The sequence below is a fragment of the Streptomyces sp. NPDC052079 genome, from assembly GCF_040680275.1.
Classification (GTDB): domain Bacteria; phylum Actinomycetota; class Actinomycetes; order Streptomycetales; family Streptomycetaceae; genus Streptomyces.
The window spans coordinates 50,169-64,474 of sequence record NZ_JBFAWL010000008.1 but is presented as its reverse complement, the minus strand read 5'-3'; the positions used below and the strand labels follow the sequence as shown (position 1 = coordinate 64,474).

At 71.9% G+C, this 14,306-nt stretch carries 12 protein-coding genes; 6 read left to right on the top strand and 6 right to left on the bottom strand.

The genetic code is table 11. The annotated features are described in order from the left end of the window. Positions 1-36: 36 nt before the first annotated feature. The 3 genes from AB0L56_RS15380 to AB0L56_RS15370 are packed head-to-tail and all read right to left on the bottom strand — an operon-like array spanning position 37 to position 7,108. On the bottom strand, positions 37-4,260 hold the full coding sequence (locus tag AB0L56_RS15380) for a TIGR02680 family protein (RefSeq protein WP_365423363.1): 4,224 nt from the start codon (positions 4,258-4,260) through the stop codon (positions 37-39). Between the two features lie 8 nt (positions 4,261-4,268). Then, on the bottom strand, positions 4,269-5,504 hold the full coding sequence (locus AB0L56_RS15375) for a TIGR02678 family protein (RefSeq protein ID WP_365423360.1): 1,236 nt from the start codon (positions 5,502-5,504) through the stop codon (positions 4,269-4,271). Continuing rightward, the gene (locus AB0L56_RS15370; RefSeq protein ID WP_365423357.1) at positions 5,501-7,108 is read right to left on the bottom strand and encodes a TIGR02677 family protein; all 1,608 of its coding nucleotides are present in this window, start codon (positions 7,106-7,108) and stop codon (positions 5,501-5,503) included. The genes AB0L56_RS15375 and AB0L56_RS15370 overlap by 4 nt, the downstream gene beginning before the upstream one ends. A gap of 346 nt (positions 7,109-7,454) precedes the next feature. Between AB0L56_RS15370 and AB0L56_RS15365 the strand changes: the two genes are divergently transcribed. Together AB0L56_RS15365 and AB0L56_RS15360 are read left to right on the top strand one after the other, a co-directional pair. Then, positions 7,455-8,051, top strand: a complete 597-nt coding sequence (locus AB0L56_RS15365; protein ID WP_365423354.1) for a hypothetical protein — start codon at positions 7,455-7,457, stop codon at positions 8,049-8,051. 177 nt (positions 8,052-8,228) lie between these two features. Then, positions 8,229-8,837: a dihydrofolate reductase family protein gene (locus AB0L56_RS15360; RefSeq protein ID WP_365423351.1), complete on the top strand. Its 609-nt coding sequence runs from the start codon at positions 8,229-8,231 to the stop codon at positions 8,835-8,837. A 57-nt stretch (positions 8,838-8,894) separates the two neighbouring features. Here the strand turns inward: AB0L56_RS15360 and AB0L56_RS15355 are convergent, their stop codons facing one another. Together AB0L56_RS15355 and AB0L56_RS15350 are read right to left on the bottom strand one after the other, a co-directional pair. Continuing rightward, the gene (locus AB0L56_RS15355) at positions 8,895-9,080 is read right to left on the bottom strand and encodes a DUF397 domain-containing protein (RefSeq protein WP_365423348.1); all 186 of its coding nucleotides are present in this window, start codon (positions 9,078-9,080) and stop codon (positions 8,895-8,897) included. Next, the gene (locus AB0L56_RS15350; protein ID WP_365423345.1) at positions 9,077-9,967 is read right to left on the bottom strand and encodes a helix-turn-helix transcriptional regulator; all 891 of its coding nucleotides are present in this window, start codon (positions 9,965-9,967) and stop codon (positions 9,077-9,079) included. Before AB0L56_RS15350 ends, AB0L56_RS15355 begins: the two co-directional genes overlap by 4 nt. Positions 9,968-10,307: 340 nt before the next feature. Here AB0L56_RS15350 and AB0L56_RS15345 point away from each other — a divergent pair, with 340 nt between their 5' ends. From AB0L56_RS15345 to AB0L56_RS15335, 3 genes are all read left to right on the top strand, one after another. After that, positions 10,308-10,775, top strand: coding sequence for a hypothetical protein (locus tag AB0L56_RS15345; protein WP_365423342.1), 468 nt, complete (start codon positions 10,308-10,310; stop codon positions 10,773-10,775). A gap of 121 nt (positions 10,776-10,896) precedes the next feature. Beyond that, entirely contained in the window at positions 10,897-11,886 is a 990-nt protein-coding gene (locus AB0L56_RS15340; protein WP_365423340.1) for a hypothetical protein, read from the top strand. Between the two features lie 122 nt (positions 11,887-12,008). Beyond that, complete coding sequence (locus AB0L56_RS15335; RefSeq protein ID WP_365423337.1) at positions 12,009-12,560, top strand: ATP-binding protein; 552 nt, start codon at positions 12,009-12,011, stop codon at positions 12,558-12,560. Here the strand turns inward: AB0L56_RS15335 and AB0L56_RS15330 are convergent. Further along, entirely contained in the window at positions 12,483-13,421 is a 939-nt protein-coding gene (locus AB0L56_RS15330; RefSeq protein ID WP_365423335.1) for a helix-turn-helix domain-containing protein, read from the bottom strand. The two genes, AB0L56_RS15335 and AB0L56_RS15330, sit on opposite strands and share 78 nt — an antisense overlap. Positions 13,422-13,743: 322 nt before the next feature. Between AB0L56_RS15330 and AB0L56_RS15325 the strand changes: the two genes are divergently transcribed. Next, on the top strand, positions 13,744-14,238 hold the full coding sequence (locus AB0L56_RS15325; protein WP_365423332.1) for a DUF6010 family protein: 495 nt from the start codon (positions 13,744-13,746) through the stop codon (positions 14,236-14,238). Positions 14,239-14,306: the final 68 nt, after the last annotated feature.

The following is a 14,306-nucleotide window of genomic DNA, read 5'->3' as shown; positions in this document are numbered from 1 at the left end:
GGCCTCCGTCGCGGTCAGGCGGGGTCGCCGCATGGTTCACCTCCACGGGGCCGCCTGTCCGCCGGCACTGTCGACCACGGCGGTCCGCCCTGGCTCACGGGATGGACGCACAGGCCCGTCGGACCACTCGCCGGAGTGTCCGGCACCGGCAGCCGCCGCGAACGCGTCCGGCCGGGCACCGGGCTCCGTGCCGCGCCGCCGTTCACTGCCGTCCCATTCCCACCGTGTCACCAGTACGGCGTCGATGTCGTCGACGCGGGAGAGCTGGACGATGGCGATACCTGGCACCTGGGGGTAGCAGGCCCATTCACGTTCACTGGTCATGACGACGTCGAGGTCGAAGGCGCGCAGCAAACCGAGGCACTTGGCGCGTGAGTCGTCGTCGACGCCGGCGAACGCCTCGTCCAGGGTGACCAGGCGCGGGGCGTGCGCTCCGCCCGCGCTCGCGTAATGCGAGGACGCGGCCGCGAACAGGGGCACGGACGCGGCCAGCACCCGCTCCCCGCCCGAGGCCGGACCAGTGGCCGGCACCCACTTGCCGTGCTGGTGGCGTTCGACGCCGAACTCGTGCCAGGACCGGTAGTCGAGGGCGGCGGTGAGATCCTCCAGCCAGCTGCCGGCACTGTCGTCGGCCTGCCGATGGGCGATCTGCTCTTGGAGGAACGCGCCGACTGCGGCCCGGTCCTCGGGCGACCACGCGTCGGCCGACTGACGCAGCCGTTCGCGGGCCTGAGCCAGCCCCTGCGGAGCCCGGCGGGACGCTTTCCACACCAGCCGCAGCTTCATGCCCGTGGAGGTCGGGCGCTCCTCCAGCTCCCTGTTCATGGCGGCCACCTGCCGTTCGGCCGCCCCGATCAGTTCCTGGAGCGTCCCGGCGACCTCGGTGATCAGATGGGTCTGGAGGATCTCGCGCTCGCGTGCTGACAGGATGCGGGTCAGTTCGGCGACCTCCACGGCGAGCGCCTCCGCGAGTTCGGGCACGGCCCGTTCCCGGCCCTGATAGACGATGTCGACTCGCATGCCGTCCTCGCTCGGGCGGGCGGTGGCGGTGTGCCCGTGCCGCGACAGCGCGTCCTGGAGCTTTCCGAACTCCTCGCTCAGCCGCTTCTGCAGGCGCTCCCACGCCGCGTCGGTGTCGTCGATCGCAGAGAGTCGGGACTCCACTGCTCGCGCGAGAGCGACGGCGGGGGTGGCCGCCCACGTCCCTCCGCCGACGTCCGGTACATCGATGTCGGGCAGTGCGACGGCGAGCAGCCCCGTTGCGGCGAACCGCTGGAGCGCCGCGACCGCTTCCTCCCGCGCGGCGGTCGCCTCGCTGACGTCCTCGGCGAGCCGTTCGATGCGCCCCTCGGCGCGGCTGGCCCGCCGGTCGGCGTCGCCGTATTCCTCGCGGGTCTGCCGCTGCTCGTGCTCGCAGACCCGGGCAGCCTCCGCCGTCTCCTCCAGTTGCCTCTGGAGTTCGGCGACGGCCGCTCCGACGGTGGAGCGGAGCGTCCTGAGGTGTTCGTCCGCCGCCGCGCTCGACCGAGCCGCGTCCGTGGCGCGGGCCGCGAGTTCTGACACGAGGAGTTCAGCCCGGCCGGTCTCCTCCTGCTCACCGGCCACTGCGCGCTCGGCCTCCGCGCGTTCGCGCAGTGCCGGCCACAGGGCCGCCAGGAGGGCGGTGTGGTCGGCGAGCGCCTGGCGCACGGCGCCAAGTTCCGTGGGGTCGGCGGGGAGGTTCAAGGCCTCTGCGGTGTCGGCGAGTTCGGCCGCCGCGCGTGCGGCGCGCTCCGCGGCCGGAGCCAGTTCCGCGGCCCTCTCCTCCCGCCGGGCCCGGGCGCGACGGACCGCTTCGGTCGCGGCGGTGACGCGTGCGTGTGCGTGCCGCAGGTCGTCGTCGCCGGGCAGTGCGGCGAGTTCGGCGTCCAGCACGGCTCGGCGCCGGATCATGACGCGGGACTCCTCGGCGAGTCGTTCCCGCTCCGCCGTCAGGTCGTCGATTTCGGCACGCAGTTCCCCGATGCGGACGCGGCGAGCCTGTTCGCGTGCTCCTTCCCCCAGGTACTGGGCGCTGTCCTTCGCCCAGCTCCCGGTGAGCGCCCCGACGCGGAAGCGCCCGTCCGCGCAGACCCAGGTGTCGTGCCCCCCGGCCTCCCCGGAGGCCTTGCCGGCCCCGTCGCCATCGCCCGCGACCAGCCCGATCGAGGCGAGCAGGCGCGCGACCGTCTCCTCCCCCACGGCGGCGGCCCCCGCGTCCGCGGGGTCGACGGCCGGGCACAGCGCGCGGTCGAGGCCGGTCCCGCCGAGCAGCCCGACCGGGTCGAGCAGTACGTCGTGTCCGTCCGCCGCGACCGCGGAGCCGTCCGGCCGCACCCAGGCGTCGAGGAGCCCGGACGCCTGCAGCGCGGCTTCCAGTCCCGCCCGGTCGGCCCCGGTGACGTGCGGGTGGAAGTCGACCAGCCGCCACAGCGGGGCGCCGGGGCCCCGGTCCCGCACGCCGGGTGTGCGCGTGGGAGGAGCTGCGGGGCCGCGCTCCCCGCCCGCTTCCAGGGCGGTCAGTTCCTCCTCCGCCCGTTGCTGCCGCTCCGCCGTCGCCGCCTCTTGGTGGGCCAGTCCGGCCGCCCGGTCGGCCAGGAGGGAGGCGGCGGCGCGATACGCCTCGCTCGCCGCCGTACGGGCCGGCATCGGGCCGTCCAGAGAGCTCGACCAGTCCTGTACGGCGTCCAGGATCCCGGGGAGCCCGGGCACCCGCAGCTCCACACACCCGGAAAGACGCTCTCGTACGGCCGTGACCAGCGCCCGCCCTTCCCGGGCGACGTGCTCCTCCGCTTCGACCAGTCGCTCCTCCCCGTGCACGACCTCCTCGTCGGCCTCGTCGACGCGCAGCCGAACGGCACGGTGCCGCTCCTCGGCCTGCTCGGCCCGCGTGACGAGCTCCGCCACGTGCTCGACGGCGCGCTGCCTGCGCGCGGTCGCCTCGTCCGCCTCCCGGCGCAGAACCGCGTCGGGGGCTCCCTCCGTCCTGGGGAGCTCGAGCCGGGCGGCCACCGCGCTGTCGGCCACACGGTCCCGGATCCCGTCCAGCGCCTCCCGGGCCGCGGTGAGCCGGTTGTCCGCGGTGGCGAGCCGGCCAAGGGCCCGGGTATGTGCCTCGGCCGCCGTACGCCGGTCCGCCTCGGCCCGCTTCAGGTCTGCGGCCGTGCGGGAGGCGTCGTCCGCCGCCCGGTCGAGCGCGCGGGCGTCGCGCATCTCGGGCCGCGACCGCAGCGTGGCGTCCTGGGCGGCCAGTCGTGCGGCCCGCTCGTCGAGGGCGGTGCCCCTCGCGGCGGCCTCCTCGCGTTCCGCCGAGGCCCGGTCCCGGTCCGCCTGTGCCCTGGCCAGTTCCCGTTGCAGGTTCTCGTACCGGGCGTGTTCGCGGCGGGGCAGGCGGGCGCGGCGCCGGGAGGCGAGGCGGGCGTAGCGGCGGTAGTGGTCGAGGAACGCCGAGGACGCCTGCTCGGCCTCGCGGGCCGCCCGTAGTTCCTCCTTCTCCTCGTCCAGCGACCGGAACGCCTCCGCCGCGTCGGCGACGACCGCCTGGTCCATCGGCGGCAGCGCCTCGGTCAGTGCCCGGGAAAGGGCGGCCTCGCTGGGGCGCTTGGACAGCTGGGGCTGGCGCAGCTGGATCAGGAGGTCGACGAGGGCGCCGTAGCGCCGCTCCCCCAGCCCGAACAGGGCTTCGTCGACGGCCCTGCGGTAGGCCTTCGCCGTGTCGTACACCATGCCGTGGGCGCCGACGGCCTCGGCGAGCCGGTCCCGGGACAGGGCGGTCCGGGTCGGGTCCAGCAGATCGAGGCCGGCACCGACGCGCTGGTCGGTGACCGCGAACCAGTGACGGGCGATGCCGCGTCCGGCGACCGCCTTGAGTCCGCACAGCAGCGTGCGGAAGTGCGCCTCACCCGTGCCGGCGTCACGTCGTCCGAACTCGATCCAGGTGTAACCGAGCCGTTCGGGGTGCGGATGCGCGCCACCCAGCAGGAGGTTCCACTCCATGCGCTTGCCGGGGTCGCCGTCGGGTTCGACGCGGCGGGCGGAGAGGTCGCCGTCCAGGAGGAACGGCAGGGTGAGGGCCAGCACCTTCGACTTGCCGGTGCCGTTGTTGCCGCGCAACAGCAGCCGGCCGTCGCGGAACCAGAACTCCTCGACGTCGTAGTGGAAGAGATCGACGAGTCCGATGCGCAGGGGCCGCCACCGGCCGGGCGCGGGAGTGGGCAGCACGGGGGCGGGGAGCGCGGTCACGGGGCGGTTCACCTTTCGTCCTGCACGTTCACGGCCGGGCGGCGGGCCCGTCCGGGTTCCCTGACGACGGGTTCGCCGACCGCGTACCGGGCGAGGGCCGGCCGCGGGACGACGCCCCGCTCCGTGCGTTCGGCGAGTCCCAGCGCCACCAGCCTGGTCAGCGCCTTCTCCACCAGTTCGGGTTCCGCTCCCGGCTCTCGCGCCGACTTGGACCAGAACGTGCCGTGCTCCGCGACCAGTTCTCGCACACGGTCGGCCAGTTCCGCCGGTGCGACGGGCCCGGCCGCCCGTGTCAGGTGCCCCGCGAGGAGCAGGGTGATGTGGCCGTGGGTACCCTGCTCCGGCATGCGCACGTCCGTGAGGTCGTCCAAGGGGTCGACCATGGCGATGCCCTCGGCCCGGATCTCCGGAACAAGTCCGGTCAGTTCGTTGATGCGCGCCGTGATGAAGCCGCGCTGCCGGGTGAGGTAGGCAAGTTCGTCGTCGGCGAGGTCGTCGTAGTAGAGCACCGGGTCGTCCAGGAGGACGCGGGTCAGCTTCCAGCGGATCGCCCGGAATCTGAGCTCGTCGCTGTCGAGCGCGGTCCGCGCCGTCATCTCCGTCAGGCGCTCCTCGAAGCCCTCGGCCTCGACCATGGAGGGACCTCGCAAGGACGCGGGCATCCCGGCCAGCACGCGCCGCCGCACGTCGTACAGCACGTCCCCCGATCCGCTGACGTAGGCGTCCTCGTCGCCGGCGACCCGCCGCAGCACGCCGAGCCGCAGCAGGAGGCGGACGACGGCCGCGAGGTCGAGGCGCTCGTCGCGCCGTTCCATAGTGAACCTGATCCCGGCGGCCGCGAGTTCAGGATCGGCGGCGGCCAGGACGACCTGCTCGGCGAGGCGGCCCAGCGCCACCTGCGACTCGCCCCGTTCCAGCGCGGCCAGGGCCAGGCAGAGCAGGACGTAGCGACGACGCGTGAAGGGGAGGGCGCTGCGGGTGGCCTCGCGCGCCGGGTGTGTGGCGTTGGTGAGGGTGCCCGGCGTCTTGCGCAGCCGTGCGGCGTCGGCGTCCGTGCGCAGCGCCCAGCCGACGTTGCGTTCGAACCACTCCCGCAGCTCGGCGGTGTGCCGGCGCACCAGCTTGAACTCGTCCGCGTACGGTCCGTCGGCGGTGAGCAGCGGCTCTTTCAGCAGAACGCGTGCGGCCTTCTGGAGGTCGGCCTGCCGCTGGCCGTCGAGGACCTCGGCCAGGGGACCACTCATCGGTCCTCCATGAGTTGGGGGGCGGTGTCCCGTCGCGGGGCGGGGAGGGAAACGGGCGCCGATGGCGATGCACGGTCACCCTGTCCCGCCGTGAGGTCGACGATGTCGATCAGGTGGTCGGGGCCGCTGAACACACCGTCGGGAGTGCGCACTTCTGCTGTCGAACCGTCGTCGAGGGCGGTCAGCCGAATCTCCATCGATCCGTCCCCGCTGGTGGCGACCGTGGTGATGGTGCCCGGCCGCCAGGTGGCGAGCGCGTCGCCGAGCAGCCGCAGGAACAGCTGGAATGCATGGGGGTCGAGTCCTCCGAGCCGGGACAGGCGCACCGGTCCGTCCGTCACGAGACGGTCCCGCGCCCGCCTGGTCTCCTCCGTCTGCCGGGCCGCGATCTCGGCAAGCCGGCGCTTCGCCTCTCCCCGGTCGGCCACCCGGCGCGGCTTGCCGCGCCTCTCATAACTGCCGGTGCGGCGCAACTGGGGGCTGATCCTGAGCGGTCGCGCCTCGCTCCACGAGGTAGAGGCCGGCTCCGGGGCGGCCGTCCGTTCGGCGAGGGTGTCGGCGTCGACGGTCAGGTGCCGGGAGGAATGCAGCCCGAACGCCACGCGCCAGAGCCGGTGCCGCGCCTCGTCGTCCGGGGCCTCGGCGAACCAGCGCGCGAGGGTGCGGAAGTCGGCGGAGCGGTCCGAGCGCCCGGCCCGCCGCTCGTTGAGCTGCCGTACGACGCCCAGAAGCTGCGGGATCGAGCCGAGCGCCCGCCCGCGCAGCAGTCTGGCCTGTGACTCCCGCCCCTCTCCCGACACGAACCACTCGGAGAGCCCGGACCACCGGGCGGCCCACCGCTCGTACGCCACCGCCTCCGCCCGCTCGGCGTCCTCGGGAGCGGCGTCGGCGGCCTCACGGGCGGCGGCGAGCCGCAGCAGCGGACCGACCCGCTCCGGCTCCTCCAGCTCCCCGATGAGCAGGGCGATCCGCCCGCCGAGGGTGATGAGGTCCTGGATGAACCGCTCCAGGTACTGGATCAGCCGGTCCTTGTAGGCGAGGAACGCCTCGACCTCGATGTCGTGCAGGTCGATGGTGCGCTGGAGCGAACCCATGAAGGCGCGGGCGTTGTCGGCGAGGTCGGTGAACCGCGCCGTCAGCACGGACAGGGCGACGTAGGTCTTGGCCGGGTCGGGTTCGTCCTCCGCGGCGATCACCAGGAGCGCCCGAAGCTGTGTGACGATGTCGTGCAGCGCGACCGCCTGGAGCTCGCCGCGCCGCCCCAGCACCTCGTCGTACGTCCCCAGCGCCGCCTCGGCCGCCTCACCGGCCCGGGTGAGCTGGTAGATGAACCGCCTGCGGTAGAAGTCCTCGACCGCCGTCACGCGCGCGTGATCGGGGTCGGCCCGCAGGTTGCCCCACTCCACGAGCTTGTCCAGCGCCTGCGTCACCGCCTCTGCGTCGGCGGGCCGACTCCCCGCGTCCAGCGCCGCGTACACGTCCTCCGGCCGTAGATGCACCGCGAACCGCTCCTTGGCGGCGAGGAAGGCGCGCACCACCTGGCGGTAGAGGGGGGCGTTGGGGGTGGTGAGGTGGGCGAAGGGGGTGTAGTCGGCGGAGGTCATCTCGGCACATTCTTCCACCCCGTTCACGAACTCACGTGGGAGTCGTGCAGACGCACTCCGCTCACACCGTCATGCCGGACCGTCGAACCGGAGGCACCAGCCCCAGTGGGTGGCGAGCCCCGCGACGAAGAGCACCCTTCGGCGGCCGGTTTCCTCCGCACCCGGGGGCCCGCAGCTCCGCTGGGTCGGGCGGCGTGCGTTCGGTGCGGGTGCGGTGACCTCGATCCTGGCCGTACGCGTGGGTGCGCACACGTGCAGGAGCAGGTGGAAGTCCCGGCCGGGGCCATGACCGTGCCTGCCGTACGGCGTTGGCGGTCAACTCGCCGAGGACCAGCACGATCTCCTCGTGCGATCCGGTGCCGTCAGCGTCGGCCGTTGGATGCTCCGCGAACTCACCCTGCTGTACGGCGCGCTCGCCGTCGTCGGTGTCGGCGCGGCCTCCCTCGTCGGCGGCGAGGCGCTGCGCGAGGCGGGCCCGGCGGCCCAGGTGTTCACGCCGCTGATGCTCGGGCGGGCGCTCGACAGCGGAGGCGTCCTCGTCGCGGCCCTGGCCTGCGTCCTCTTCCTCACCGCGCTCGCGGCCGTGGTCGATGTGACCCTCGCCGCCGGGATCACCCTGCGGCGGGGCGTGCTGCGGGCGTCCGGCACGGCGGACGGTGCCGCGTCACCGTGGTCGGCGGCGCTGACGGGAGTGGTTGCCGCGGTGGTGGCGGTCGTCACCGCGGACTGGAACCTGGTGGTCGTCTCGACGCTCTGGCTCGCCATCTGCGGCGCCGCCCTCGCGCCCGTACTCCTGTACGCCCTGTACTGGCCCGGGTTCACCGCCCGCGGTGCCCTGTGGTGCCTGTGGGGGCGTTGTCGCCGTACGTGTCCGGCGTACCCGGGTCCATCTCTCCGGGGCACGACTTCAGGATCTGGGACATCACGATCCCGGGCGTGGTGACAGTGCCGGCCGGATTCCTGCTGGGCTGGCTGGGCAGTGTCACGGATCCTCGCCGGGCGGCGTACCGGCGCCGCCGGGAGCTGGACACGGTATGAGCCGTCCGCGTGCCGCGCGCCGATGACTTCCGGCGGGTGGCACGGTCTTATCCGGTATACGCACCCGAATCCGGAGGACACCATGTCACGCAAGATCACCGCCAGCCTGTTCATCTCGCTCGACGGCGTCGTCGAGGCGCCCGATCAGTGGCACTTCCCGTACTTCAACGACGAGATGGGGGCCGCCGTCGGCGCGAGCCTGAACAACACGGAGGTCATGCTCTTCGGCCGTAAGACCTACGAGAGCTTCGCCGGCGCCTGGCCCGAGCGGGAGGCGGCCGGCGGCGAGGACGCGGGCTTCGCCAAGCAGCTCGGCGACATGCGGAAGATCGTGTTCTCGCACCGGCAGCTCGACCTGGGGTGGCGGAACTCCGAGCAGGCGCAGGGGGACGTCGCCGAGGTCGCCGCCGCACTGAAGAGTGAGCCAGGCGGGGACATCTCGCTGAGCGGTTCGGTCTCCGTCGTCCGGCAACTGCTGGCCGCGGGCCTCCTCGACGAACTGCATCTGCTCGTCCACCCCATCGCCGTACGTAAGGGCATGCGGCTGTTCGACGAGGGCGAGCCGTCGATCCCGCTGAAGCTGCTGTCGTCGAAGACGTTCACCACGGGCGTCGTGTACCTGGTATACGGCCCCGACACCGCACCGCCCACCGGGGGTTACGAGGAGGCGGTCGCCACGCTGGGCGAGTGAGCACCCGTCCTGGCGTGCCGCCCGCCACTCCAGCGGGCGGCGCGCCCTCGAATTCGCTCAGCGCTCCGACGCGAACCGTACGAACTGGCCCCAGCCCTCGCAGCCGACGGCGAAGGCCGGGCGGGTCACGTCCTTTGAGTCCCGTACGTGGATGACGTGCTCTGTGACGGCAACCTCCACGCAGTCGTCGCCCGAGCTACCGCTATAGCTTGACTTGAACCAGGCGAGTTCCGTCGCGCTCATGCCTCTCCTCGCAGTCGCTCCAGCAAGGCCCGGGAGTCTTTGGGGTGCAGGGCCTGCGACCGCAGTGTGTCATAGCGCTGTTGGAGAACTCTCACCTCTTTCGAGTCGCCAATCAGCCGCCCGCTTTCCTGGCCCTCCGAGTAGGCGAGCCGACGTCCCTCTGGGGTCTCCAGCAGGCGCACAGGCCCGTCCATGCACGAGTGGTACTCGGCTTCCAGCGGCATGATCTGCAACGTCACGTTGCGAGGCGATGTGTGCTCCAGAACGTAGTCCAGTTGCTCGCGCCGTACCTCACCGCCGCCCAGCCTCCGTCGCAGGACCGCCTCCTCGACGATGAAGTGGAAGGGAACTGTCGGACGCTCGTACAGCATCCGCTGCCGCCCCATCCTGGCCTCGACCTGAGCCTCCAACTGCTCATCCGTCAGCAACGGAATGCGGTTCTCGAAGAGGGCCCGCGCATAACCCTCCGACTGCAACAACCCCGGCACCAGCCGACACTCATACGTACACAGGCTCACCGCCTCCCGCTCCAGCCGAGCCCACCGCCGGAACCACGCCGCCAGCCCCGCCTCCCCCCGCGTCAGGTGCCGTGCGGCCTTCCGCAGCGCACCGGTATCACCAAGGGCGTCCTCTGCCCGCTCCACGAACGCCTCGTCCGGCATCCGGCGCCCCAACTCCACCGACTCGACCGTGTGCTTGGAGTACTGGACAAGGGCGGCCAGCTCGGCTCGGCTGAGCCCCGCGTGTTCCCGCAGTGCCTGAACGAACGCCCCGAACGTCCGCAGACTGTCCGACGGATGCGGCTCCCGCTCCCACTCCCCCGCCGGAACCGCCCGCGCACCGCCGGCGCTCCCGGCCACCTCCCTTTCGACCCCGACCACGTCCATCGCCGCCCCTTTCCTCGCCTCCGCACGGCACCGCGACGGCCGTCTCTCACGCCGCCCGCGTCCACCCCCAGCCTGACGGATCATCAGACGTACCGTCTACTCTTCGTGTCCGTACGCTGACCCAGCGTACGGGGCGCCACACTCGCCCCCGCCCCCGTCCGACCGCCACTCTGAGGTGACGGAGATCCGGGACAAGCCGTCCGAGTCCACCGCTCACCTGCGGAAACACCCAGGCGGCACGCCCCCTCCGAGCTTTTTGCCCCTCCTCCCTCCCCCTGTCGCCGGCCGGACCGGGTTCCTCCCCGCATCCGGCCGGCGCTCCGCACTCCCGGAGCAGCACGTGCACCATCACGCCTACCTCTGGACCGGCCCGAAGGCGCGCTTCGACGACGAGGCCCTGCGGCGGCCCCCGCACCCGGACCCGCCCCCGGCCGGGAGCAGGCCGGAACTGATCGAGCGCTACCGCCTGGTGGCCGCTGAGTTCCGCACATCGGACCTCCCGCCCCTGGAGACGGCGTACTGGCTGATCAAGCCCCGCTCGGTGGTACGGGGCACCTGGGAGGAGGCGAAGGAGGCGGCGGCCTGGCTGGGCGAGCGCCTGGCCGAGTACGCCCCGCGGTTCGCCGCGGAACACGACCGGGACACCGCGCGCCTGGCCCGGCTGGTGGACTCCGCCGCCGAACGCCTGCATGCAGGCGGCGACGTCTCGTACGGCCACTACCTCGAACGCCCCGCGTACCTTTCCCTCGCCGTGCTGACGTGCTCCCCCAACCGCACGACACCCGAACTGGCCTGCCCGTGCGCGTAAAGCAAACCCGCACCCGCCATGACCCATGCCTCGGCGTCAACCGCGGAGGCCTCCACCACCAAAGGGGTGATCACACCTCAAAAGCCAACGAATGTTCTTGTTTCGCGCATAGTTTCACCTCATGCCCAACGTCAGTCACGACACCCTGCACGGCTTCCTGCCGGGACGTCCGAAAGCGCTGAACCGTGCGCTGGAGCTCCTGGACCTCGGAATCCCGCCCGGTGTCACCACCGAGACCCTCCCGACGGACGCGTCCGTCGCCCCGAAGATGTTCACCCGGCAGATGGACTCCGTGCTGCGGGTGGTCCCTCCCGACGGGCGCGATCCGTTCATCCTTCTGGTCGAGGCGCAGACCGGCATCGAGACCAAGAAGGAGACCTCCTGGCCGTACTACATCGCGTACTTGCGTGACCGGTACAAACTCGACGTCGTCCTGCTGGTCCTGTGCGTGGACACGGCGACAGCGGCGTGGGCGGCCAGACCTCTGCACACCGGTCTGGGGCGTCCGACCCAGGCGACCTGGCCGCACGTGCTGGGCCCGGCGAACGTTCCGCGGGTAAGCCGGATCGAGGACGCCTCGGCCGACCTGGACTTCGCCGCATTCTGCCTGTGGATCCACAGCAACGACCCGGACATCGAGGGCATACTGACGGTCATGGGCGAGGCGTTGGCCCAGGACACGGACCGCGAAGAGCGGGACGACATGGCGGGACTGATCGAGGACGGCTTGGGCAGCGAACACGCCCGGAAATTCTGGAGGAACCTGATGGAAACCCTCTTCACCCCCAGGCGAGGCACCATCGTGGGCGACGCCCGTCTCGCAGGGCAGGAAGAAGGACGCGAGGAAGGACGCGTGGCCGGAAAGGCCGAGCAGCTGCTGCGCCTGATGGAGCGCCGCGGCTTCTCGCTGACGGGGGAGACCCGACAGCGGGTCACCACCTGCACGGACATGCCGCTCCTGGACCTCTGGTTCGACCGCGCCATCGACGCCACCACCCTCGACGAGATCTTCGCCACCCCCTCCTCCACGAACCGCGTCCCCGCCCAGAGCCCGGAGCAGACCGCAGTCCCCAGCCAAGGCCTGACGGCCCCCAGGTCCTCAGCCAACTGACACCGAGGGCGCACACCCCGCCGCACCCCACTCCGGGGTGCGGCCCTCCGCTTCCGTACGGTCACCCCGCGTACGGGGCGTGACGCTCGCCCCCGCCCGTGTCCGGCCGCCACTCTGGCGCCATGAACCACGCAACACCCCAAGTGGGCGCCCCCGTCGGCACCTTCACCCAGCTGCTGTCGTCCACGCGGCGCGGCGCCCGTCTCGCCCGGCTCCTCACGGTGACCGAGCTGCGCTCCCGGGGCGCTTCCCACGACCTCACGGAGCATGCCGAACTCGTCGTCGCGGAGCTGGCCGCCAACGCCGTACTCCACGGGCGCGTGCCGGGCCGCTGCTTCCGGCTCACGCTCGTCCTCAACCCGGCGGCCGGCCGCCTCCGTATCGAGGTCAGCGACGCCCGCGGCGACCTCCGCCCGCTAACCCTCCCCGCGGCCACGGAAGTCGACCCACTCAGCACCACCGGACGCGGCCTGACCCTCGTCACCGCCCTCACCGACCGCTGGGACTGCGTCCCCTACCCGCCCAGCGGCAAGACCGTCCGGGCGGACCTGTCCGATGCGACATGGCCGGATCGACGGAGGCTCCGAGTCGCTGGTTCAGCTGAACGAGCGTCGGTAGGCCTGCGGGCTGACGCCGGTGGTGCGTTTGAAGCGGTCGCGGAAGGTGGTGGGTGAGCCGAAGCCGACCTGGCTGCCGATGCGTTCGACGGAGTGCTCCGTGGTTTCGAGGAGGTGCTGTGCCTGGCGGACGCGGGCTCGGTGCAGCCATTGAACCGGGGTGGTGCCGGTTTGATCGCGGAAGCGCCGGATCAGGGTCCGGGTGCTGGTCCCGGCCCGCTCGGCGATGTCCGCGAGGGTGAGGTCGCGGGCCAGGTTCTCCCGTAGCCAGGCGAGCAGCGCCTCCAGCTCGGAGCCCTGCGGCGTGGGGGCGTGGTCGTGGACGATGAACTGCGCCTGCCCGCCCTCCCGTTCCAGAGGCATCACCGACAGACGGGCGGCGTCGGCGGCGACGGCCGAGCCGTAGTCACGGCGGATCATGTGCAGGCACAGGTCCATACCCGCGGCAGCGCCGGCCGAGGTGAGGAACTGGTCGTTGTCGACGTAGAGGACGTTCGGGTCGACGTCGATGTCCGGGTGGGCCGCGGCCAGAAGCCCGGCCGCACGCCAGTGGGTCGTGACGCGCAGCCCGTCGAGGAGCCCGGTGGCGGCCAGGGGAAAGGTGCCTGCGCAGATGGAGGCGATGCGCGTGCCGTCGGCAGCGGCCGACCGCAGTGCGTCGCGCACGGCCGGAGGGAGCGGTGCGGTGGGATCGGTGACACCCGGCACGATGATCGTGTCCACGTCCTGGAGGCCCTCCAGACCGCAAGGGGCGCGCAGGGTGAACGCTCCGGCGTCGATCTCGTCGTGCTCGGCGCACACCCGGACCTGGTAGCCGGGCCGCCCGTCGGGCAGGCGGGTCCGGGAGAAGACCTCGATCGGGGTGGACAGATCGAACGGGATCACCTGATCCAGCGCGAGAACAGCAACGGTGTGCATGGCCGGAACCTACCTCCCCATCAGCTCGACGGATCCGGACCGAAACTCGGGCAGCTCTATGCCATTGCAGTTCTGAGCCCTCTGGAAGCTCTTGGCACTATCCCGTTGAAATCCGTCACTCGTGCCACTGGGCGATCACGACAACAGCCGGTTGACTTCGGAGCCTCCGATGGAGATCGACCCCCGAAAGACCATCCATGCGCATCCAGGTCGTCCTGTTCGATGGCTTCGAACCGCCCGGCGTCACAACCCCTACGAGGTGCCGCACGCGGGCGGCTCGACGTCGGACGGCCCGCGCCCAGCCGGAAGAAGTCAGGCCCTCATGAACCTTGTGTCACCGGTGATCGTCGGCATCCTCTACTGCCTGCTGATGTCCCTGATCAAAGAACCGCACCGACGCCGCTTCAACGCGATCATGGTGGGCGGAGCCGGCGCCGCATATCTGAGCGGGGGCGGATTCGGCCCGTGGGAGCTCCCGTTCGTCGCGCTCATGGCCTACGTTGCCTACCGCGGCCTGGAGTCCTGGACCTTCATCGGCATCGGCTGGCTGCTCCACACCGCATGGGACATGGCCCACCATCTCAAGGGCAATCCGATCCTGCCGTTCTCCCACGACTCGTCCCTGGGATGCGCCATCTGCGATCCGGTCATCGCCCTGTGGTGCTTCCGCGGAGGACCTTCCCTGACCGCGCTCGTCCGCCGCTCACCGTCCTCGTCCACGTCGCCTGCGACGGTCTCGTACTCCCGCTCCTCGGCGGGCAAGGCCCGCAGCCGGGCGACGGACACCGAAGGCGCTCACGGTCACCGTCCAGCGTGACGGAACGCTTGCCGTGCCGTCCGCTTACAGTGCTCGTACACCGACTCGGCCTACGCGGTCCCGCACAC